At 41.1% G+C, this 22,600-nt stretch carries 16 protein-coding genes; 4 read left to right on the top strand and 12 right to left on the bottom strand.

Features of this window, described 5'->3' with window-relative positions; translation table 11 throughout:
• Positions 1 to 129: 129 nt before the first annotated feature.
• From JFU56_RS20980 to ilvG, 7 genes are all read right to left on the bottom strand, one after another.
• Complete coding sequence (locus tag JFU56_RS20980; RefSeq protein ID WP_198439201.1) at positions 130 to 1,407, bottom strand: dicarboxylate/amino acid:cation symporter; 1,278 nt, start codon at positions 1,405 to 1,407, stop codon at positions 130 to 132.
• Positions 1,408 to 1,903: 496 nt separating this feature from the next.
• Positions 1,904 to 2,971 (bottom strand): glucosaminidase domain-containing protein, encoded by a 1,068-nt coding sequence (locus tag JFU56_RS20975; RefSeq protein WP_198439200.1) that lies wholly within the window; start codon positions 2,969 to 2,971, stop codon positions 1,904 to 1,906.
• A 61-nt stretch (positions 2,972 to 3,032) separates the two neighbouring features.
• Positions 3,033 to 4,148 (bottom strand): alanine dehydrogenase, encoded by a 1,116-nt coding sequence (gene ald / locus JFU56_RS20970; protein WP_198439199.1) that lies wholly within the window; start codon positions 4,146 to 4,148, stop codon positions 3,033 to 3,035.
• Positions 4,149 to 4,441: 293 nt separating this feature from the next.
• Complete coding sequence (gene ilvD / locus JFU56_RS20965; RefSeq protein ID WP_198439198.1) at positions 4,442 to 6,289, bottom strand: dihydroxy-acid dehydratase; 1,848 nt, start codon at positions 6,287 to 6,289, stop codon at positions 4,442 to 4,444.
• 112 nt (positions 6,290 to 6,401) lie between these two features.
• Complete coding sequence (locus tag JFU56_RS20960; protein ID WP_198439197.1) at positions 6,402 to 7,331, bottom strand: branched-chain amino acid transaminase; 930 nt, start codon at positions 7,329 to 7,331, stop codon at positions 6,402 to 6,404.
• A 14-nt stretch (positions 7,332 to 7,345) separates the two neighbouring features.
• Positions 7,346 to 7,600 (bottom strand): acetolactate synthase 2 small subunit, encoded by a 255-nt coding sequence (ilvM, locus tag JFU56_RS20955; RefSeq protein WP_305798262.1) that lies wholly within the window; start codon positions 7,598 to 7,600, stop codon positions 7,346 to 7,348.
• Positions 7,587 to 9,245 carry an acetolactate synthase 2 catalytic subunit gene (gene ilvG / locus JFU56_RS20950; RefSeq protein WP_198439196.1) on the bottom strand — a complete coding sequence of 553 codons (1,659 nt, stop codon included), beginning with the start codon at positions 9,243 to 9,245 and terminating at the stop codon, positions 7,587 to 7,589. The genes ilvM and ilvG overlap by 14 nt, the downstream gene beginning before the upstream one ends.
• Positions 9,246 to 9,744: 499 nt before the next feature.
• On the opposite strand from ilvG, the gene JFU56_RS20945 reads away from it, so the two are divergent.
• From JFU56_RS20945 to JFU56_RS20930, 4 genes are all read left to right on the top strand, one after another.
• A complete protein-coding gene (locus JFU56_RS20945; protein WP_198439195.1) occupies positions 9,745 to 11,262 on the top strand; it encodes a YifB family Mg chelatase-like AAA ATPase in 1,518 nt (505 codons plus the stop codon).
• 75 nt (positions 11,263 to 11,337) lie between these two features.
• Complete coding sequence (locus JFU56_RS20940) at positions 11,338 to 12,240, top strand: acyltransferase (protein WP_198439194.1); 903 nt, start codon at positions 11,338 to 11,340, stop codon at positions 12,238 to 12,240.
• The gene (locus tag JFU56_RS20935) at positions 12,233 to 13,129 is read left to right on the top strand and encodes an acyltransferase (protein WP_198439193.1); all 897 of its coding nucleotides are present in this window, start codon (positions 12,233 to 12,235) and stop codon (positions 13,127 to 13,129) included. The genes JFU56_RS20940 and JFU56_RS20935 overlap by 8 nt, the downstream gene beginning before the upstream one ends.
• A gap of 236 nt (positions 13,130 to 13,365) precedes the next feature.
• On the top strand, positions 13,366 to 15,027 hold the full coding sequence (locus JFU56_RS20930) for an AMP-binding protein (protein WP_198439192.1): 1,662 nt from the start codon (positions 13,366 to 13,368) through the stop codon (positions 15,025 to 15,027).
• A gap of 93 nt (positions 15,028 to 15,120) precedes the next feature.
• Here the strand turns inward: JFU56_RS20930 and JFU56_RS20925 are convergent, their stop codons facing one another.
• From JFU56_RS20925 to JFU56_RS20905, 5 genes are all read right to left on the bottom strand, one after another.
• Complete coding sequence (locus tag JFU56_RS20925; RefSeq protein WP_374221063.1) at positions 15,121 to 15,747, bottom strand: thiol:disulfide interchange protein DsbA/DsbL; 627 nt, start codon at positions 15,745 to 15,747, stop codon at positions 15,121 to 15,123.
• A 47-nt stretch (positions 15,748 to 15,794) separates the two neighbouring features.
• Positions 15,795 to 16,787 (bottom strand): serine/threonine protein kinase, encoded by a 993-nt coding sequence (locus JFU56_RS20920; RefSeq protein ID WP_198439191.1) that lies wholly within the window; start codon positions 16,785 to 16,787, stop codon positions 15,795 to 15,797.
• Between the two features lie 170 nt (positions 16,788 to 16,957).
• Positions 16,958 to 18,364: a cytochrome c oxidase accessory protein CcoG gene (gene ccoG / locus JFU56_RS20915; protein ID WP_198439190.1), complete on the bottom strand. Its 1,407-nt coding sequence runs from the start codon at positions 18,362 to 18,364 to the stop codon at positions 16,958 to 16,960.
• A gap of 300 nt (positions 18,365 to 18,664) precedes the next feature.
• Positions 18,665 to 20,095, bottom strand: coding sequence for a PLP-dependent aminotransferase family protein (locus JFU56_RS20910; RefSeq protein ID WP_198439189.1), 1,431 nt, complete (start codon positions 20,093 to 20,095; stop codon positions 18,665 to 18,667).
• 164 nt (positions 20,096 to 20,259) lie between these two features.
• Positions 20,260 to 22,413 carry an FAD-dependent oxidoreductase gene (locus tag JFU56_RS20905; protein ID WP_198439188.1) on the bottom strand — a complete coding sequence of 718 codons (2,154 nt, stop codon included), beginning with the start codon at positions 22,411 to 22,413 and terminating at the stop codon, positions 20,260 to 20,262.
• Positions 22,414 to 22,600 lie beyond the last annotated feature (187 nt).

The following is a 22,600-nucleotide window of genomic DNA, read 5'->3' as shown; positions in this document are numbered from 1 at the left end:
ACATGACTTAGTACTATGACCTAGTTATAGCAACAATCGAAACAGATAAAAAGAATTAACTCAGGATAACTTTTAGCAGAAAATAAAAAAGGGAGCATTAAGCTCCCTTTCTCGTATTATTTTATTCGATTAAGCTGTTTTAGCTTCACCTTGAGGTTCTGAGTTAGCAACTTCAATGTTTAGCTCGCCTTCAGATTTAGCAACGATAGTGTTAACCGCTGTATCACCGATAACGTTAGCAGAAGTACAGAACATATCGTTGATACGGTCAACTGCTGCAATGATTGCTAGTGCTTCAACCGGTAGACCAAGTTGTGTTAATAACACACCGATCATCACGATACCGCCACCAGGTACACCACCTGCGCCTACTGATAATAGTAGAATAGTTAGACCCATAGTGAACAAGTCACCAACTTGGATAGGCGTGCCGTATGCGTTTGCAGCAAATACTGTTGCAATTGAGATGTAGATAGATACACCAGACATGTTCATTGTTGCGCCTAGTGGCACACCGAAACCAGCAACTGTTTTAGATACACCGATTTTCTCAGTTAGTGTACGCATTGTTACAGGGATAGTTGCGTTTGAGCTCGCAGTAGATAGTGAGAATAGGAACTGCTCACGAATCTGACGACGGAACGTAGCTGGACGGATACCTGTAGTAGCCCATACCGCTAGTGGGTATACAACTAGAATCCAAACAACAAGTAACGCGACAACTAGACCAACATAGCTTGCTACAGATGCAAGTGTTGCACCGTCAAGTGTTGCACCTAATTGAATCATTAACGCGAATACACCAAACGGGGCAAAGCTCATGATTAGGCTAACAAGTTTCATCATGATGTCATTTGCGATTTGGAATGCATTGATCGCTGGACCACCTTTCTTGTCTAGTGCTTGAATCGCTAGACCAGTGATGATTGCCATGAAGATGATTTGTAACATGTCACCAGATGCAAACGCTTGAACAGGGTTGCTTGGTACGATGTTTACAATTAGTTGACCGATATCTGGCGTTTCAGTTGTTGCTAGTGTTACCGCAGTACCACCTAGTTCAGCAAGGTTAGCGCCAACACCTGGTTGTACAATCATTGCAACAATAAGTGCTACTGTAATTGCAACAGCTGTATTAGCTAGATAAAGGAAGAAAGTTTTGCCACCTAGGCGACCGAAACTTTTGATGTCTTTCAGTTCACATACACCACATACGATAGAGATGAAAACTAATGGTACAACCATCAATTTGATTAGTGATACAAACATAGTACCGACAGCAGTAGCTGCGCCGACAAAGTATGTGTCAAGGAACGATCCTGAACCAAAGCCATACTGAACGATTGTACCCAGTAACAAGCCCACAAACAGGGATATAAATATTTTCGAACTTAGTGATTTATCCATAACAAACTCAGCCTTTCAATTATCATAGTAATGTGTGTTTATTTGCTTATATATTATTTTTATATTTTTACAATTCTTTGCACTGCAAGATTTGATAAGTGGAGAGTATTACAACTACATTAGCTATGGGAAGCAGTTCAATCATCTGGCACCTGGAAAATTGAGGTCTGTCACATATCCAAGCATTTTTTAACCTTTTACGACTGTGTAACATCTATATAATCATCAATAAAACCCCCTTAAAATTAAGAAACAGCAATTTTACTGGCTAAAAACCACCAAAAACGCTCATATACTCAAAAGTAGGCAGTATATCGATAATGAGGCAAATATTAAAAACTAGCGATTTTTAACAAATGTAGTGATTTATAGCGTAAATTTAACCTAAGTTACCTTTACGAACCAATAGTGCAGAGAACAGAAGAGGATTAACATAAAGAAGAAGCCAGGAAGGCACTCAGTAAGGCACTGAGCACCAAAAAAGTAAACTAGGTAATTATTCTGCTATCGCCATTTTTACTGGTTTTTCTGGCGTTACAGCGTCATTTTCAACATTGCCGATAATATCGCTTAGCTCAACTTTAGTTGAGTCGGATTTTTTCGCTTCAACTAAAGTTGTATGAGCACTGTCTACAGGAATAATACTTGTATCCGTATTTTCCACTGTCGCTGCATTCGTATTTTCAGCTTCAACATCAGTTTCAACAACAGCGGCATCGTCAGTCAGGGTGATGACCTCAGGTAATTCAATCGCCTCTTCTGTAACGATTTCAGTGATCACAGGTTCAGGCGCCGCACACAAAGCATAATCAGTGCTGGTATTGTTACGCCAGAATTTACGGTTATGACGGATCATTGCGCGGATCTCATCGATATAAGCTGATTTTCTTTCTGAATAGTTAATGAGTCCCGCCGCCAGCGCACACGCATTAATACTTTCATCATGACTGCGTAGCTCGCTACGAATATCACGTAACGGTAAGTAACTTTGATTACGGTTAATATTGCGGAAATACGAACGTACAGACGCTTCTATCGAATCAAAACTCGCGACTTCATGCACGGCGCCTTGATCACGTTGGTTCGGTACGATGCCGCAACCTTTACTAAAACACCACTGGCCAAAGAAGTTATGCCCTTCTTTAGCAAAACGAGATGTCCCCCAACCCGTTTCATTGGCAGATTGACTAAACACTAACTCTTCTGGAATGACATCGACTTGAACTAATAATGTCGCAATCACTTGTTGATCAGTATCAGCCGTGACTTTATACATGTCAGCCATCGCTTGCAGCTGAGTTTGCTCGTCGGTGGTTAACGTGACTTTGCTTTGCCAAGTAGTCAGTAATGCACGTTCAGCCAAGACTTCGGCAGTGACTACATCAAACGCAGGTTGTAAATAATTAAAGAAGGCAGTTTTTTTAGTATTAACATCACTGATAGCAGCAAAGTCAGGCACATCGGACTTTTCAATGTCAGCAGTATTATCAGATTGAAGGGCTGTATAGAGGCCAAATAGACCGAGTCCGGCTATAAGGATTAACGCAGTTATTTTCTTTTGCATACAAAAAAGCACCATTAATAAATAATGGTGCTAATTTAACACGTTATTGCAATAAGCTAGATTATAAAATCATGCTCTTTGGTGCAACGAACGGTAAGTTATGTGCTTCAGCAACATCTTGAACAGTTACGTGACCAGCGATAACGTTTAGACCGTTTAGTAGGTGCTCATCTTGGATTAATGCTTCTTTCCAACCTAGGTTAGCAAGTTTGATGATGTACGGTAGTGTTGCATTGTTTAATGCGAATGTAGATGTTTTCGCAACAGCACCAGGCATGTTAGCAACACAGTAGTGAACAACATCATCAATGATGTAAGTTGGGTCTTGGTGTGTCGTAGCATGTGAAGTTTCGAAACAACCACCTTGGTCAATAGCAACGTCAACAACAGCAGCACCAGACTTCATGCGTGAGATAAGCTCTTTTGTAACTAGTTTAGGCGCTGCAGCACCCGGTACTAGTACAGCACCAATTACGAGGTCAGCTTCTAATACATATTTTTCGATTGCATCATGTGTAGAATAAACAACTTTTAGACGACCGTCGAACTGGTTGTCTAGGTTCGCCAGTACTGTCAGGTTACGGTCTAACATAGTTACGCTAGCGCCCATACCAACAGCCATTTTCGCAGCGTTCATACCAACAACACCGCCACCGATAACAACAACGTTTGCAGGAGCAACACCCGGTACGCCACCCATAAGAAGACCACAACCACCTTGTGATTTTTCTAATGCTTGTGCACCAGCTTGAATTGACATACGACCAGCAACAGCAGACATAGGAGCAAGAAGTGGTAGACCACCGTTTGCATCAGTTACTGTTTCATAAGCGATACAGATTGCTTTACTCTTGATTAGGTCTTCAGTTTGTGGAAGATCTGGTGCAAGGTGAAGGTAAGTGAATAGTACTTGGTCTTCACGTAACATTGCACGTTCAACAGCTTGTGGTTCTTTAACTTTAACAATCATGTCTGCAATTGCGAAAATTTCAGCCGCTGTGTTTAAGATAGTTGCACCAACAGCTTCATAATCGCTATCGCTAAAACCAATACCAGCACCAGCAAATGTTTCAACATTAACTGTATGGCCATGTGCAATAAGCTCACGTGCACTTGCAGGAGTCATACCTACGCGATACTCATGGTTTTTAATTTCTTTTGGTACGCCGATAATCATATGCTGTTTACTCCGATATATGGTTTATTAAACTGGTTGAGAAAAGCTTCTCGATATATAGGTGCAGTATAGACGCAGAACTGCAGAATTAATCACTAAAGATCATTCTAATTTTAAGAAAATTTTATATAAGATTTGTTAAATTGATGTTGAACAGAAGATAATTTTTTCTGTGAGCGAGATCTCGCCCAAAAAAAAGGGCTCTGCAGTAATCATAGTCGATGACAGCAGAACCCTTGATATAGATCATAGTGAATAGTTAGATAATACTAACGAGGTAGTTCATATAAGGCTTAGATAAGGTTTCGATCACGAACAGCACCTTTATCGGCACTTGTTGCAAAGTGACCATAAATGCGTAGCGCTTGAGTTACTTTACGTTCACGGATTTCCACTGGTTTCCAAGCTTGCTCACCACGGCTTTCCATTTCAACACGACGTGCCGCTAAAATGTCATCAGCAACAATCAAATTCATTGAACGCTCTGGAATGTTGATATCAATAATATCACCATCTTCAACCAGACCGATCAAGCCACCGCTTGCCGCTTCTGGAGATGCGTGACCAATAGATAGACCTGAAGTACCACCCGAGAAACGACCATCAGTAATTAATGCACACGCTTTACCGAGTCCCATTGATTTCAGGTAACTGGTTGGGTAAAGCATTTCTTGCATACCCGGACCACCTTTCGGGCCTTCATAACGAATAACAACAACGTCACCGGCTTTAATTTCGCTGGCTAGAATTGCACTTACCGCAGAATCTTGGCTTTCAAATACCCGTGCAGTACCGCGGAATAATAAATTATCGTCAGCAACACCCGCAGTTTTAACAACGGCGCCATCAATAGCAATGTTACCTGTTAATACGGCAAGACCACCTTCTTGGCTGTACGCATTTTCGATTGAACGAATACAACCGTTAGCACGATCATCATCCAATGAATCCCAACGACAATCTTGGCTGAATGCTTTAGTAGTACGAATACCAGCAGGGCCTGCTGAATACATCTTCTTAACTTCTGCAGATTCAGTCGTGACAATATCAAACTTAGCGAGCTGTTCAGCCATTGTCATGCCCATCACGGTCATGTTGTCTGTATGCAATAAACCAGCACGGTTCAATTCGCCCAGAATCCCCATCACACCACCGGCGCGATGTACATCTTCCATATGATAAAGCGGCGTTGACGGTGCAACTTTACATAACTGCGGTACTTTACGTGATAACGCATCCATATCCGCTAAGCTGTAATCAACTTCGCCTTCAATCGCTGCAGCAATTAAATGTAATACAGTATTGGTTGAACCACCCATCGCAATATCAAGCGTCATGGCATTTTCAAACGCTTCACGATTAGCAATGTTACGCGGCAATACTGATTCATCATCTTGTTCATAATAACGCTTACACAGATCAACAATACGACGACCCGCGTTTAAGAATAACTCTTCGCGGTCAGCATGCGTTGCAACTAATGAACCATTACCCGGTTGTGATAAACCCAATGCTTCTGTTAAACAGTTCATTGAGTTGGCAGTGAACATGCCTGAACATGAACCACAAGTAGGACACGCGCTGCGTTCTACTTTTTCTACATCTTCATCTGACACATTTTTATCTGCGCCCATGACCATTGCATCAACAAGATCAAGTTTAATCAGTTGGTCTGAAAGTTTGGTTTTACCCGCTTCCATTGGACCACCGGAAATAAAGATAACCGGAATATTAAGGCGCAGTGCCGCCATCAACATACCAGGGGTGATCTTGTCACAGTTAGAAATACACACGAGTGCATCCGCACAATGAGCATTCACCATGTATTCAACAGAATCAGCAATTAAGTCTCGAGAAGGTAAGCTATATAGCATACCGTCGTGACCCATTGCGATGCCGTCATCGATAGCAATCGTATTGAATTCTTTAGCGATACCGCCCGCTTTCAAAATCTCATCGGCAACTAATTGGCCCATGTCCTTTAAATGTACGTGACCCGGTACAAACTGAGTAAATGAATTAGCAATCGCGATAATTGGCTTACCGAAATCTTCTTCTCGAGTACCAGTTGCACGCCATAAGGCACGAGCACCAGCCATGTTACGGCCTTGAGTAGATGTTGCAGAACGTAATTTAGGCATTGTTCTCTCCATGAAACAAAAATAAAATAGTAACAACGAGGCCTATCTGAGCCCCACTTTAATAATCAAATATAAGCAATAATCTAGTCGGGTGTCGTTAAAACAAGGACACTTAGCTCGGATCAGCGACGTAATCCAACCAACCCCATTTATCTTCACTCTGACCTTTGATCAAAGCAAAATAAGCTGTTTGTAATCTTTCTGTAATTGGACCACGTTTACCATAACCAATATCGATGCGATCAACAGAACGTACCGGTACAACTTCAGCAGCAGTGCCGCACATGAACATTTCATCTGCTAAGTACATCGCTTCACGTGCAATCGGCTCTTCACGTACTTCGTAACCAAAGTCACGTGCTAGCACCATTAACGTATTACGCGTTAAACCCGGTAAGATACACGCCGTTGTTGGTGGTGTATGAATAACACCATTTTTAACGAAGAATAAATTCTCCCCAGCACCTTCAGAAATAGTACCGTTTACATCAAGTGCAATACCTTCTGCATAGCCATGACGCTTCGCTTCAGATGAGATCAGTTGTGAAGATAGATAGTTACCACCGGCTTTAGCTCCCGTTGGAATAGTATTTGGAGCCAGACGATTCCAAGAAGTAACACAAACATCAACGCCCTCTTCTAAGCTTTCATCACCAAGGTAAGCGCCCCAATTCATTGCCGCAACAAGTGCATCGCACACGGTTGATTTTGGTGTTAGACCCAAACCAACATTGCCAATATAAGCTAGCGGGCGTAAGTAAGCATTCGTTAGGCCATTAGCTAATACCGCATCTTTACACGCTTGTTCTATTTCTTGCTTAGTATAAGGAATAGTCCAGCCATAGATTTTTGCTGAATCAAACAAGCGTTGAATGTGTTCTTGCAGGCGGAAAATAGCCGGTCCCTTTGGAGTATCGTACGCACGAATACCTTCAAATACCGATGAACCATAATGCAGAGCATGAGTAAATATGCTCACTTTGGCTTGTGATTCGGGTACCATTTTGCCATTAAACCAAACTTGTTGTTCAGTATTATCCATAACTGCTTCTTCCTTTATGCTGTAATTTGCTGATAACTTAATTTGCTCACATCAAACAATTTATCTAACTGTTTAGTGAGTAGATCAATGCCGCGCTCACCAGATACTGTAACCGTAATCTTTATGCTATTGCAATCATTCATTTGCTCGGAATTCATCGTTCTAACACGAAAACCACGATGGCGAATAACGCGTAATACTCGCTCTAAAATTTCCAGCGTATTCGCGGCTTCAATCACCACTTCATGTACTTGTTTAACACTCATCATATTGCTCCAACATCTTGCCGTTATTCACCCCAGGTGGTACTAATGGCCACACATTTTCTTGCTCTGAAATTTGTACGTGCAAGAAATATGCGCCCTCACTCGCCAACATACGATCCATGGCAGGTTGCACTTGTTCTTTCACTACAACCGTTTCACCAGGAATACCACATGCCGCAGCTAATGCCACAAAGTCCGGGTTATCATCAAGAATGGTCTGTGATAAACGGCCATCAAAAAACAGCGTTTGCCATTGACGTACCATGCCAAGACGTTGATTATCGATAAGCACAATTTTAACCGGTAATTTAGCGCGGTTGATTGTCGCTAACTCTTGAATGTTCATCATGATCGAGCCATCACCGGTTACCACAACAGGCATTGCATCTGGACGTGCTAGCGCGGCACCGACTGCAGCAGGTAGACCGAAGCCCATGGTGCCGAAACCAGCACTCGATAATAAGTTTTCAGGTTGAGTAAAAGTCATGTGCTGCGCAGTCCACATCTGGTGCTGGCCAACATCACAAGCAACAAGGTGATCTTCCGGTAAACTCGCTGATAATTGCTTCAGTAATAAAGGTGCATAAATCGCAATGCCAGGATGGTCATAACGGAAAGCCGTTTCCACTTTCATTTCTAAGGTATGTAATCGCCACGGGGCAATATCCAACGTCATTTTTAACGCCGGTAGAATAAGTTTGAGATCAGTAGTAATAGCAACGTTAGCAACACGTAATTTATTATGCTCACAAGCATCAATATCCAAATGGATAACTTTCGCATGCGGAGCAAATTCATCAAGTTTACCAGTGACGCGATCATCGAAGCGTGCGCCGACAGCAATCAATAGGTCACTCTCTTGCACTGCTAAGTTCGCCGCTTTTAGGCCATGCATCCCCAACATACCCAAATAATAAGGGTGTTCAGGGTCGGCACTACCAATACCTTTTAAGGTACTGACCATCGGAATATCCAACGCCGCCGCTAAGTCGCGTAGCTCAGGTACCGCATTCGCCATGCCGACACCACCGCCAACATACAAGACAGGTTTTTTAGCTGCATGTAATAATGCCCGCGCCGCAGCAACTTGATCATCAACCAAACCATCAAGTAGTGGTAATTCAGCTAATTCTGATACCGTGTCACACGCCATCTCAGCCAATTGAATATCTTTAGGGATATCAATAAGTACTGGACCAGGGCGGCCAGAGGTCGCAATGGTAAATGCTTCAGCAATGATGCGGTCTAAGTCATTTTGATCTTCGACCAAAAAACTATGCTTAGTACACGATAACGTCATGCCAAGAATATCCACTTCTTGGAACGTATCAACACCGATTAGCGCGCTAGGTACTTGCCCAGTGAAAGCAACAACAGGAATTGAATCCGCCATTGCTTCTGCTAAACCCGTCACTAAGTTAGTTGCACCTGGACCTGAAGTGGCAATGCATACACCAACTCTAGCCCCAGCTCGGGCATAACCCAGCGCAGCCATGATAGCGCCTTGCTCATGACGTGCTAATAAATGTGCCACACCACCATCGTATAACGCATCATACAATGGCATGATCGCGCCGCCAGGATAACCAAATACTTGGCTTACACCCTGTTTACGTAAAGCATTTACAATAAACTCTGTTGCTTTCATTAATCTACATCCCTTTAAACATCATTCTTGTAAACTATTAAACGTCAAACAAAAAAAAACCCCGGTTATTTACCGGGGTTTTCTTATTGCTGGATTAAGCTTATTTTCGCTTAGCAGTAAGTCCCCGGCTTGGTAATTTAATAATTACCACCAGAATGCTGACTACAATAATTAGACGCGAAGTAAACCCAAACATATGACTAATCCAACAACTCTATAAAATTTTTATAATTCATTATTAGCATGGTGAATTTATTTAAGCAAGCCTTTAACGACGAGTAAAATAACTCAAACAACCAAATAAAAGCACAGTAATAATTTAATATATTGAAAAATAAACCACTTCCAGTTGAAAGATTCACACATGACAAACATCACAAAATAGACTGTGGCAAATTGCCCTTGCTTAAGGTTTTAAAATAATCCACCTAATTCAGCCGTGCTTATCGTTAATTACACTAGGGTAAAAATACACCAATAAAGTGACCAAGGATAATGAATGAATTTAGCTGTGATCTATAGCCGTGCAATTTTAGGTATCAATGCGCCCTTAATTACCATCGAAGTACATATCAGCGAAGGGCTACCCGGCTTTACTATTGTCGGTTTACCTGAGACATCAGTCAAAGAGGCCAAAGATCGGGTTCGCAGTGCGTTAATGAATTCTAATTTTGTCATGCCAGCCAAACGTATCACGGTTAACTTGGGACCCGCTGACTTACCCAAAGAAGGCAGCCGTTATGATTTACCGATTGCGATCGCTATTTTAATTGCCTCACAGCAAGTGATCACCAGCCAACATCAACAACTAGAGTTTGTCGGTGAGTTATCGCTATCCGGTAAACTGCGCGCCTGCCGCGGTACTATCCCGAGTATAATTGCCGGTAAAAAGGCAGCGAGAAGCAGTATTATTCCGTTCGATAATGGTCATGAAGCGGCGCTGATCGACAACGCCAATTGTTTTACTGCCGCTGACTTACAGCAAGTATGTCAGCACCTCAATGCAGAGCAGACACTTCCCATCGCCAAACGAATAGCCTCGCCGCTTAGTACTGAGGATAACCAACAAGACATGCAAGATATTATCGGCCAGCAAAGTGCCAAGCGCGCCTTAGAGATCTGTGCGGCTGGCAGTCATAATTTACTATTATTTGGCCCTCCCGGCACAGGTAAAACCATGCTTGCTAGTCGCTTAACCAGTATTCAACCAGATATGACAGAGCAAGAAGCGTTAGAGTGTGCAGCGATTAAGTCCATTAGTGGTAATGAATTTGTTGCTCAAGACTGGTGCCGTCGGCCTTTTCGGACTCCTCACCATACTTCATCAGCCGTAGCATTAGTTGGTGGAGGCCGTAATCCGCGCCCTGGCGAAATTACCCTCGCGCATAACGGAGTATTGTTTTTGGACGAACTTCCCGAGTATCAGCGTAAGGCGCTCGATTCATTACGCGAGCCCTTAGAAGCAGGAAAAATCAGTATTTCTCGCGCCAACCAACAAGTCGATTTCCCTGCTCGTTTTCAGTTAATTGGCGCCCTCAACCCCTCGCCTTCTGGGTATTACGACAATAATAGATTCGGTGGAAATAGTAGCCAGGTCGCGAAATATTTAAGTAAATTATCCGGACCATTTTTAGATCGATTTGATCTCACCATTGAAGTGCCCGCATTACCCAAAGGCAGCTTAACCGAACAAGGGCAACGTGGTGAAGGCAGCGAGACCATCAAGCAAAGAGTCAGTGCAGCGCAAGCTATCCAGCGCCAACGAAGTAATAAGTTAAATGACGCACTCACCAGTAAAGAAATAGAATTACACTGCTCGCTACAACATCAAGATGCGGTGTTTTTAGAACTCGCGATAGATAAAATGGGGCTATCAACACGGGCCTTTCATAAGATAATTAAGGTAGCCCGCACCATTGCAGATTTAAACAATTGTATAGATATCAATAAATCACATTTACTTGAAGCACTTTCCTACCGGGCAATGGATCGGTTATTACAGCAAATTAATGTTTAATAATTACAATTTTTGTTTGGCATAACGTGATGATAGTTTTATCATTTCATCTCTTCATCACACCAAGGCCATATAATGTTATCAATATTCACCCAGAAGGTGGCAGGTGCCATTGCATTTATCAGTTATCTTTTGAATACCATATTTTGGTTAATCCCCATTGTTATTTTCTCGCTGCTCAAAAGTATTATTCCATTACCTATCGCACAAAAAGTACTTAACCATTTACTCGATGGCTGTGCTTCAAACTGGATCTCAGTAAATGGTATAACGCAAAAACTCATTGGTAACCCAGACATCCAAGTTAACGGTGTTGAAGGACTATCGCTGAATAAATGGTACATGGTGATTTCAAACCATCAATCTTGGGTTGATATCTTGGTTTTACAACGAGTATTAAACGGTAAGATCCCGTTTCTAAAGTTCTTCTTAAAAAAAGAACTTATCTTTGTGCCGTTTTTAGGCTTAGCTTGGTGGGCGCTCGACTTCCCCTTCATGAAACGCTATAGCAAAAAGTTTTTAGCAAAGAACCCACACATGCGTGGCAAAGATATTGAAACAACAAAGAAAGCCTGCGCTAAGTTTAAGCATAAACCAGTAAGTGTGATGAATTTTGTCGAAGGCACGCGTTTTACTCAAAATAAACATAGCCAACAAGCATCCACATTTACACACTTATTAAAACCGAAAGCAGGTGGTATGGCATTTGCGCTTGATGCGATGGATGGTCAATTAGATACCTTAGTCAACGTGACGATTTACTATCCGCAAGGCATCCCCACTTTTTGGCAGTTCATTAGTGGCCAAGTGCAACAGATCCAGGTTCAAGTCAATACGAAAGACATCAGCCCTGATCATATTGGTGACTACAGTAGTGACAAAGCCTTCCAGGCTAATTTCCAGCAATGGGTTAATGCGTTATGGATAAACAAAGATAAAGAGTTAGAAGAACTTAAGCAGGCTCAAGTAAATGATTAATTTTCTACCGACGTTTTTATTAATGATTATCAGTAGTGCATTAGTAATTATCAACATTATCTGCTCATTAACTTTGATCAGTATTACTGGACTAATTAAATTTATTTTACCCTTTGCTCCCGTGCAAAGGCCTATGCGCCAGCTTGCAGATTCGCTACTGAATCTTTGGGCATGTATTAATACCTGCATGATCTCGCTCATTAATAAAGTGGAATGGGATATTAAAATTACTGGCGACTTGAATAAAAGCAGTTGGTATTTGTTGATATCCAATCACCACAGTTGGACAGATATTGTGATCTTATTTTCTGTTTTTTCTAACAAGATCCCACTGCCTAAGTTTTTTGTTAAGCAGGAAATCATATACATTCCATTTGTTGGTACAGCTTGCTGGGCATTAGACATGCCATTCATGAAACGTTATAGCAAACAGTTGTTAGCTAAAAAACCGCACTTGAAAGGCAAGGATATGGAAAGTACACGTAAAGCCTGTTCGAAAGCAAAACTAGCACCAACAACCATCGTCAACTTTGCCGAAGGTAGCCGTTTTACAGAACACAAAAAACAACAAACCAAGTCGCCTTATCAATATTTACTACCGCCAAAATCAGGGGGGATCGCATTATCTCTCGCCTCAATGGGCTCAACCTTCAATAAGATTTTAGATGTAACCATCATCTACCCTGACAATCCAGACTCACCGTTTAAAGATCTATTACAAGGTAAACTAAAACGCATCGTGATCCGGGTGGAAACAATTGAAATCACCACTGAGTTGCAAGGTGATTATGAAAATGATGCTACTTTTAAACATAATTTTCAACAGTGGGTGACAAGCCTGTGGCAACGTAAAGATCAACAGATCGCAACCTATAATCAACAAAAATAGCAATAACAGTGACAATATTAGGATTTTAAATTTGTGCGCCAGTTCATTTTATTTTTTAAAACACCCCACAAAATAACGCTTTAGGGGTAAATAAAGTGCGAATAACTGGCACAAATAGAGTCAAAATTCTAAAACGACATTAAGATCTCACTTTTACTTTAATCTTAAACGAAACAAGGTGTAACATGCTATAACTGTTAATGCATTGTTGCATTACTCTTTTTTCGGGACCACATATGAGCACATTAGCACCAAATTTAAACACACCTCTCGATGCCTTATTGCACTGGGAAAAGCATCGTGCCAATGAGGTGTATTTACGCCAACCAATTAATGGTACGTTTCATGATTTCACCTGGTCACAAGTAGCAGACCAAACAAAACGTATTGCTCAAGCACTGCAATCAATGGGCTTAACGCCTGGTGATAAAATCGCGATCCTGGCAAAAAACAGCGCCGAATGGTTCATTAATGATTTAGCCATTATGTACGCAGGTTTTATTAGCGTGCCAATTTACTCAACAGCAAATGCGAAAACCATCAATTACGTATTAGAGCACAGTGAAGCAAAGGTGCTATTTGTTGGTAAATTAGATAACTATCAGAGTCTAGAAGGTAAACTGCCTGCAGACGTGATCACGATCAGCTATCCATATGACACGCTAACTTGCCAATACAAATGGAATGACCTGCTGGAGCAGCATCAACCATTAGCGACGCCAGCGAAAATCAACTTAGAAGACCTGATGTCTATCATTTACACATCAGGCAGTACTGGTAATCCAAAAGGCGTGATGATCACGTTTGCGGCATTCAAATCAGCATCACAAAACATTGTTACTAGTTTAGGCTTTATCGCTGGCGACAGACTGCTATCTTATTTACCACTCGCACACATTACAGAACGTGTTTATATTGAAGGTAGTAGTATTTATGCTGGCGAAGGCGTAGTGTCTTTTGTTGAGTCACTCGATACCTTTGTTAGTAATATCCAATCTGTAGAGCCGACACTGTTTATTTCTGTTCCTCGTCTATGGACTCGTTTCCAAATGGGCGTTTTACAAAAAATGCCAGCGCACAAACTTAACTTCCTGCTAAAAATTCCATTCGTTAATGGTTTAGTAAGAGCGAAGATTAAACGTGGTCTAGGTTTACACCATGCGCGTATGCTTGGTTGTGGTTCTGCCGCCGTATCACCTGCATTATTGCAATGGTATGAACGTCTTGGTTTAAATATTACCGAAGCATGGGGCATGACAGAAAACCTCGCTTACGGCACATTAAACCACCCATTCAACCCACAAAAAATCGGTACCATTGGTAAGCCAGGTAAAGGTGTTGAACTTAAAATTTCAGAGATCGGTGAGATTTTAGTAAAAGGTGATGGCCTGATGACAGGGTATTACAAAGATGAAGCACAAACGAAAGAATCATTCGATGAAGAAGGTTATTTCAAAACTGGTGATAAAGGCGAGATCGATGCGAACGGTTATGTGAAAATTACCGGTCGTGTAAAAGATATCTTCAAAACATCGAAAGGTAAGTACGTTACACCAGTGCCAATTGAATGTAAGTTTGGTGAAAACCCTAATATCGAGCAAATCTGTATTACCGGTACTGCACTGACTCAGCCAGTAGCATTAGTCGTGCTATCTCCTGAAGCGCGTGAGCAAGGTCAAGAAGTGATGACCAGCAACCTTGAAGAAACACGTCAGCACATTAATAAGTCGTTGGAATCCCATGCACGTATTGGCCATATCATTGTATTAAAAGATGAATGGACAGTGGATAACGGTTTATTAACGCCGACGTTGAAGTTTAAGCGTCATGAATTAGAAAGCCGCTTTAAACCTTTCTACGAAGAAAATCATAAATCTAAGATTGTTTGGGAACAGTAACCTAACCGTATTACTTAGATAAAAAAAAGGACGCAATCGCGTCCTTTTTTAATACCTATGATTACCTAAATTAACCAGGTAAATACAAATAAATTACTCAGTTTTAGCGGCTAGGTATTTAATCAAAGCAGCTAGTTTAACGTTAAACTCTTCACCACTTGCCTTAATGCTGCCCATGTTAATTTGGTATTTATTGTTAACAATTAGTGCTGGAACACCACGGATATTATTTGATGCCGTGTTTTTATCCATACGAGCTACTTTACCGTTAACAGCAAAACTATTTACCGCTGCATCAAACTTCTTACCGTCAACACCCGCATCTGTAAAAACAGTACGGATATCATCACGGCCTGTGAAGCGACGTTTTTGATCATGGATTGCAGAGAAAATTGCTGATGACATTTTATGTTCAACATTCAATAGTTCAGCAGTCGCAAATGCTTTTTGCATTTCGATACCCATTTCACGACCAATAAAAGCAACGTGATTTTTTTCAACTTTAATATCACTGCCTTCAAGACGCTTCGTTACTTCCGTCATAATTGGTTCGAATTTATTACAGTGTGGGCAAAAATACGAAAAGTATTCAGCTACTTGTGGCTTCGATGTTGCCTGCTCAGAGATAACATCATAGTGCACGCCTTCTTTAAACTGTGCCGCATTGGCAAACGGTAAAAATAGCATTGCAGTGATCAATATAAATAATTTCTTCATCATTTTCCTTCCTGAAAATTTAAAATAAACATAATTAACTGTACAAAAAATTAGTAATTAGGAATGAGAGATAACGGCGGTTTTTGCATATTATCAATCTGTTCTTGTAAAAAACCGACCTGTTGTTGCCAGAACTGCTCATCAGTAAACCACGAAAAATGACGACTGAAAGCAGGATCATGCCAACGTTTAGCAATCCAGCCCATGTAGTTCATCATCCGCATTGCACGTAACGGTTCGATTAATTTTAGCTGCTTAGTATCAAAGGCACAAAATTCCTCATAACCTTCAAGCAGCACTTCCAACTGTAATCGCTGCTCATGGTTCTCACCATGTAACATCATCCATAGGTCTTGCACTGCAGGTCCTTGACGGCAATCGTCAAAGTCCAACAACGATACCTTATCGTCACGCCACAAAATGTTACCCGCATGCAAATCACCGTGTAAACGAATTAACTGCTTATCATCCGGTTTATATTGCAACGAAATTTCTTTGGCAAGCGCATCATAAACATTATAAAAAGAAGTATCTAAATGCGCTGGTACAAAGTTATTTTGTTGTAATATCAACTTTGGAGCTTGCACAAATTCTGCAATCGACAATGTTGGTCGATGTACAAATGGTTGCTGACTCGCTAACTGGTGTACACGGCCTAGATTACGCCCTACCGATTCCAAAGCATCGAGATTATCCACTTCAATTGGACGCCCCCCCACACTCGGAAAAATAGCTAAACGGTAACCTTGATAGATAAATAGACTGCGACCATCAAATTGTAACGGTGCAACCACATCAATTTCAGCCGCTTTTAACTGTAAAGAAAAATCATGTTCTTCTTGGATCTGTTCATCACTCCAACGTACAGGACGATAAAACTTAACCACGAAGCGTTGACGATTTTCATCCAGAAATTGAAACACGCGATTTTCATAGCTGTTTAATTCCAACAGACCTGAATCCACGCGAATACCGATAGACTCTATCGCATCCAACATAAAATCAGGGGAAAGCAAACTGTAATCAACAGGTAGTTCTGTCATTGTTATTTCCTAAAAAAGACTCTTTATACAAATCTCAATATCCAAATAACCGCCATAGACATACGACAATTTTTAGATTGGATACGATAATAGCAAGCCCAGTATCACTGGGCTTGCTATTTACTTTAACTTACATTGATTATAAAGCTATTTATAGTTAAATATAGAGACTATAACTTGCTGATAAAACGACTTTGCTGGGTAAAGACATAATGATCATTGTCTTGCTCAGTAATAACAAAGTTAATTTTAATCACAGGTTGTTTCAGGTCAAACGGGTCAATAGCTAAACTGACCGGCTGTACTAACAATTCACCCGGTAATACTTCGACTTCACGTGGGCCAAACCATTCATGATCAGGCACATCGGTAACCGACAAGCTGTACTTCTGAGTAAATGATGTTTTGTTAATAATTTTCAATGTATAAGTATTTTCAATATTACCGTCAGAATTTTCACGATAGAGTGCGTTTCGATCGCGGATAATATCCATTTGTACAGGCGAAATACTCACCACACTCACGGCAAACATCACCGTCATCAGCGTCATTATCACGCCATAACCAATTAACTTGAAACGGCTCTTTTCGTGCGGTTTATTGTTTAGTTCATTTTCAGAAGTATAACGTATCAAGCCTTTTGGATAATTCATACGTTCCATCGTTTGATCGCATGCATCAATACAAGCACCACAGTTAATACATTCATATTGCAGACCATCACGAATATCAATACCAGCAGGACATACCTGAACACATAAGTTACAGTCGATACAATCACCTAAACCTTTGGCTTTATGATCTGCTTTACGTGAACGTGGGCCTCGTGATTCGCCACGATTAAAATCATAGCCAACAATTAAGGTATCAGTATCAAACATTGCCGATTGAAAACGCGCATATGGGCACATGTGAGTACACATAATACTACGCATCCAGCCAGCATTACCGTAAGTACAAAATGCAAAAAACAGTACCCAGAAATACACGTTACCACTCGCTTGCAGCGTGAAAAAGTCAGTATAAAGCTCAAAAATAGGCACAAAATAAGCCATAAACGCCAGACCAGTAATAACAGAAACACTCAACCATGCGCTGTGTTTAAGGGCTTTCTTTTTGACTTTATCAGCCGTGGCAGGACCTTGGTTTAGCTTCAAACGTTTATTGGCTGAGCCTTCAATTTTTTCTTCGAACCAAATAAAGATAAAGGTCCAAATCGTTTGTGGGCACATAAAACCACACCAAACTCGGCCTAAATAAGCGGTGATAAAAAATAACGCGAAGGCGCCGACGATCAGCAGCAAGGCTAATATCATCAGATCTTGAGGGAAAATAGTTAATGCAAAGATATGAATACGTTGTTCAGCAATATTTAATAAAATAGCCTGATGGCCATCCCACTGGAACAAAGGTAATGCTAAAAACAGAACCATAAAAAACCAACCCATGTACTTTCTCAGTCGCTGAAATACACCTGTCATGTTACGGACATAGATATGATTATCAGCGCCCACATTGGTATATTTAGGCTTCACTTTAGGGGTTACATCTTTTATATTTATGCGTTCTTCAGACATTACATGCTCCTTATTTTTATAACTTAAATTATATCAAAAAAGCTTAATAAGTCTTTATAATCATCTGACTTAGCTCACGCTTATTAATTTAATCAAGCACTTATTATAATAGTAAAACTTGCTAGTCGATTTAAAAGCAAGTTAACAAACGCTAATTCCGCTATCTCTTAATGGATGGTATTAGTTAATGAATTAACGGGGGCTATTGAAACACAAATCGATCGTATAGGCATAGTACAGATCAGTACTAAACAACCCTATAACAGATACTTTAGTTATAAATAAAGACTAGAACAGTTGTTATTTATGTGGCGATGCAGAAATACACAGCGCTAACGTAATCAATGCTTTGCGGATTTTGTCCGTGAGTAAATACGAACAATTGATTCGCATGCAGTTTTTATATTTATGATCACTGGCAAACAAGGTACCCGGCGCGATACTGATATTGTACTGGTCGAGTAAAATATGCAGTAACTCACCGGTGTTTATATGCTCTGGCAGCACAAGCCATAAGAAGTAACCGCCACTCGGTCTGGTGATCTTAGTTTCAACTGGGAAGTATTCTTCAATCGCATGTTGCATCTGTTGCTGGCGAGACTTTAGTTGGCGCCTTAACTGCCGTAAATGAATATCATAACGACCATGTAATACAAATTCAGCAATCGCGAGTTGATTAGGTACTGCAGCAGAAAGCGTCGTCATCAACTGTAATTGTTCAATTTGCTTAGCATACCGCCCAGCCACTACCCAGCCAACTCTAAACCCAGGTGCTAAGCATTTTGAAAATGAAGAACAGTGCAGTACCAGACCTTGTTCGTCATATGCTTTGATCGGTTGCGGTTTTTGCTCTGAAAAATACAGTTCACTGTAAACATCGTCTTCAAGCAGCGGGATCTGCGCTTTAGCGAGTACCTCAAGAAGAGCTAATTTATGTGATTCTGGCATCGATGAACCCAGCGGATTTTGGTATTTACTCATGAGCCAACAAGCTTTAATGTCATGATGCTGCACTGCATGTTGCAATGCATCTACCGACATACCGAATTGTGGATCGGTCGTAATTTCAATAGCTTGAAGTTGTAATCGTTCGACGGTTTGCAGAACACCATAAAAAGCCGGTGATTCAATCGCGACAGTATCACCCGGTTTTGTCACAGCCATTAAACTCAAACCTAATGATTCCATCGCCCCCGAAGTGATAACAATATCCTCAATAGACACATCGATGCCGTCACGGATATAGCGTTGCGCAATCGCTCGCCTTAAAGCCACACTCCCCGGAGGTAACTCAGTGACAGCACTGATCGCAGGCATGGTTTTAATCGTTTTAGCTAACGCATGGCCTAACTCTTTGAGTGGAAACAGTTCCGGATCAGGAAAAGCAGATCCAAGTGGGACAATATCGGGACGTTTACAAGCAGTCAGTACTTCAAAGACATGCTCATTGATCTTAATCGCGCGATTAGTAAGTTGCGGGATAGTTTGTTGAGGGATAGCAAGGCGATTGAGATGAGCAGCAACAAAATAGCCAGAGCGTGGTTTAGCATAAATCCAGCCTTCAGCCTCTAACAGCTCATACGCTTTTAATACCGTCATCGGACTGATGTTTTGTATTTTACTCATTTTACGAATAGAAGGAATACGCTCTCCAGGTAGCCATATCCGTTGTTCTATCTGTAATTGAATTTCAGCCGCTACGCCATGGTAGCGACTTTTTTGTAACAACATCAATATCTACCTGAGTTCATCAAATAAGAAGTATCGGAATGAAAATAACCCGAACAAAAGAACGTACAATAAAATTAGTACGAGCGATTATATACGATATTTTCAGGACGATTCTATTTTCTCACCATAGTGACTGATAGCCAGGTATAACTAAAAACTTACCTTTAAGCTTTACGCATATAACGATGAAACTTTGCTACCCAAGATAATAACTTCTCAGGGCTATTATTGCGCTTCCAATTACCTGCCACATATTTATTGGCTTCACTCATGGTTGGATACGGATGAATGGTGCCTAGCACTTTATTTAAGCCCAGTTTATATTTCATTGCTAACGTGTATTCGGCCAACAACTCACCAGCATGGCTCGCTACAATCGTCACACCTAAAATTTTATCGCTATTGCCTGCAGTGATCACTTTAACAAAACCTTTGGTTTCACTATCAGTGATCGCCCTATCTAAATCATCAATATCGTATTTCGTCACCTGATAATCGAGCTGTGCTTGCTGCGCTTCATTTTCACTGAGCCCAACGCGGGCAAGTTCAGGGTAGGTATAAGTCACCGCAGGGATCACTCGATAATCGGTGGCAAACTTTTTCACTGAGCCGAATAAGGCATTTACCGCCGCAAACCAAGCTTGATGCGCAGCCACGTGGGTAAGTTGATAAGGTCCAGAAACATCACCAACGGCATATATATTAGGAATAGAAGTTTGTTGGTACTCATTAATCTCAATAAGACCACGATCAGTGATCGCAATATCAAGTTCTTCTAGACCAAAACCACGGGTATTAGCCTGACGCCCCAACGCTAAGAACACTTGGTCAAAAATGACCGAATCACCATTTGATAATACCGCGCTGTATTGACCATCTTCACTCACAAAACTGGCCACTTTATTACCGAGTAAGATATTAACGCCATCAGCTAGCAACTCGTCTTGCACTACAGCAACAGCGTCTTCATCTTCGCGCCCCAACAGTTGGTCCGCCATCTCAACTTGCGTCACAGTAGAGCCTAAACGGGCAAAGCTTTGTGCTATTTCACAACCAATAGGTCCACCGCCTAAGACTAGTAAATGCGACGGTTGCTCAGTTAATTGCCACAGCGTATCCGATGTTAAATAAGGTACATCAGTTAATCCGGGAATAGGCGGTATAATAGGACGCGCACCAGTAGCAACGACTATATTTTTAGTCGTTAATACCTGCTCACCAATTTGCACGCGCCACGGGTCGATAATTTTAGCTTCTGCAGTTAAGCACTCAACACCCATTGCTGAATAACGCGCAATCGAATCATGCGGTTCAATCGCTTTAATGACATTTTGAATACGTCCCATCACTTTTTCAAAATTAACCTGCTTAATTTCAGCATCAATACCAAATTCATTAGCACGGTCTATTTCAGCAACCGCATGTGCGCTACGGATCAATGCTTTAGATGGTATACAACCGGTATTTAAACAGTCCCCCCCCATACGGTGCTTTTCAACTAGGGTTACTTTTGATTTAACTGCGGCAGCGATATAGGCACTTACCAAACCGCCAGCACCAGCACCAATAACAATCATATTACGATCGAATGATGTTGGTTTCGTCCAACGAGCATAACGTTTGCGCTGACTAAATAGTGCTAATCCACGTTTGGCGATCCAAGGGAAAATACCGAGTAATGCCAATGCACTTAGCAATGAAGGAGAAGCAATTCCAGATAAGCTATTGATTTCACTTAACTGAGTTCCCGCCCACACATAGACAGCGGTTCCAGCTAACATACCGACTTGACTAACAAGGTAAAAGCTACGAGTACTAATTTTGGTCAAACCCATTAAAATATTAATGAGGAAGAAAGGAAAAACAGGAATTAAACGCAGCGAGAATAAATAAAAGTCACCTTCTTTTTCAACGCCTTTATTGATCGCATCAAGACGTGAACCAAATTTATTTTGCACGTAATCTCTTAATAAATAACGACTGACCAAAAAGGCTAACGTAGCACCAATAGAACTGGCAAAAGAAATCAGCAATAAACCATAACCAAAGCCAAACAAACCACCGCCAAGTAAAGTGAGTAATACAGCGCCCGGTAATGAGAAACCAGTGATCACAACATAACTAACAAAGAAGATGAGCATCGCCAACGAGCGGTTCTCAGCAATATAGTCACCAGACGTTTGTTGTAATGTTTTAATTTGTTCTAGCGAAGCGTACTGGTTTAGGTCAAAGCCATACCACAATAAAAATACGGTAATAATTACCGCGATAATAATTTTTTTACTCTTCGAATTTTGTTCTTTATCATTAATAGCCATCTGGCACCTATCCTTGCACTCATCAATACGCGTCTAATTGTAAGCCTAACCTTCAATCATCACGAAAGTCTCACGACCATCTATTATTTTTATCTTCATGTTAAGTTTCACACAGTTAAATAACACTAATAGATATTCAAGCGTTAATCTACTTGATATGGTGCATTTGCGGGCAAGTGCTTGTGAA

Origin of the sequence: Moritella sp. F3, from assembly GCF_015082335.1 — a bacterium.
Lineage (GTDB): Bacteria > Pseudomonadota > Gammaproteobacteria > Enterobacterales > Moritellaceae > Moritella.
Note: the sequence above shows the minus strand (reverse complement) of the source record. Positions and strands in the feature narration are given on the sequence as shown.

Coding starts and splice junctions, on each gene's coding strand:
- ilvM (WP_305798262.1), bottom strand. CDS start 7,600: ATGATGAGTGTTAAACAAGTACATGAAGTGGTGATTGAAGCCGCGAAT.
- ilvD (WP_198439198.1), bottom strand. CDS start 6,289: ATGCCTAAATTACGTTCTGCAACATCTACTCAAGGCCGTAACATGGCT.
- JFU56_RS20935 (WP_198439193.1), top strand. CDS start 12,233: ATGATTAATTTTCTACCGACGTTTTTATTAATGATTATCAGTAGTGCA.
- JFU56_RS20910 (WP_198439189.1), bottom strand. CDS start 20,095: ATGTTGTTACAAAAAAGTCGCTACCATGGCGTAGCGGCTGAAATTCAA.
- JFU56_RS20920 (WP_198439191.1), bottom strand. CDS start 16,787: ATGACAGAACTACCTGTTGATTACAGTTTGCTTTCCCCTGATTTTATG.
- JFU56_RS20925 (WP_374221063.1), bottom strand. CDS start 15,747: ATGATGAAGAAATTATTTATATTGATCACTGCAATGCTATTTTTACCG.
- ilvG (WP_198439196.1), bottom strand. CDS start 9,245: ATGAAAGCAACAGAGTTTATTGTAAATGCTTTACGTAAACAGGGTGTA.
- JFU56_RS20960 (WP_198439197.1), bottom strand. CDS start 7,331: ATGGATAATACTGAACAACAAGTTTGGTTTAATGGCAAAATGGTACCC.
- JFU56_RS20930 (WP_198439192.1), top strand. CDS start 13,366: ATGAGCACATTAGCACCAAATTTAAACACACCTCTCGATGCCTTATTG.
- ccoG (WP_198439190.1), bottom strand. CDS start 18,364: ATGTCTGAAGAACGCATAAATATAAAAGATGTAACCCCTAAAGTGAAG.
- JFU56_RS20940 (WP_198439194.1), top strand. CDS start 11,338: ATGTTATCAATATTCACCCAGAAGGTGGCAGGTGCCATTGCATTTATC.
- ald (WP_198439199.1), bottom strand. CDS start 4,148: ATGATTATCGGCGTACCAAAAGAAATTAAAAACCATGAGTATCGCGTA.
- JFU56_RS20945 (WP_198439195.1), top strand. CDS start 9,745: ATGAATTTAGCTGTGATCTATAGCCGTGCAATTTTAGGTATCAATGCG.
- JFU56_RS20980 (WP_198439201.1), bottom strand. CDS start 1,407: ATGGATAAATCACTAAGTTCGAAAATATTTATATCCCTGTTTGTGGGC.
- JFU56_RS20975 (WP_198439200.1), bottom strand. CDS start 2,971: ATGCAAAAGAAAATAACTGCGTTAATCCTTATAGCCGGACTCGGTCTA.
- JFU56_RS20905 (WP_198439188.1), bottom strand. CDS start 22,413: ATGGCTATTAATGATAAAGAACAAAATTCGAAGAGTAAAAAAATTATT.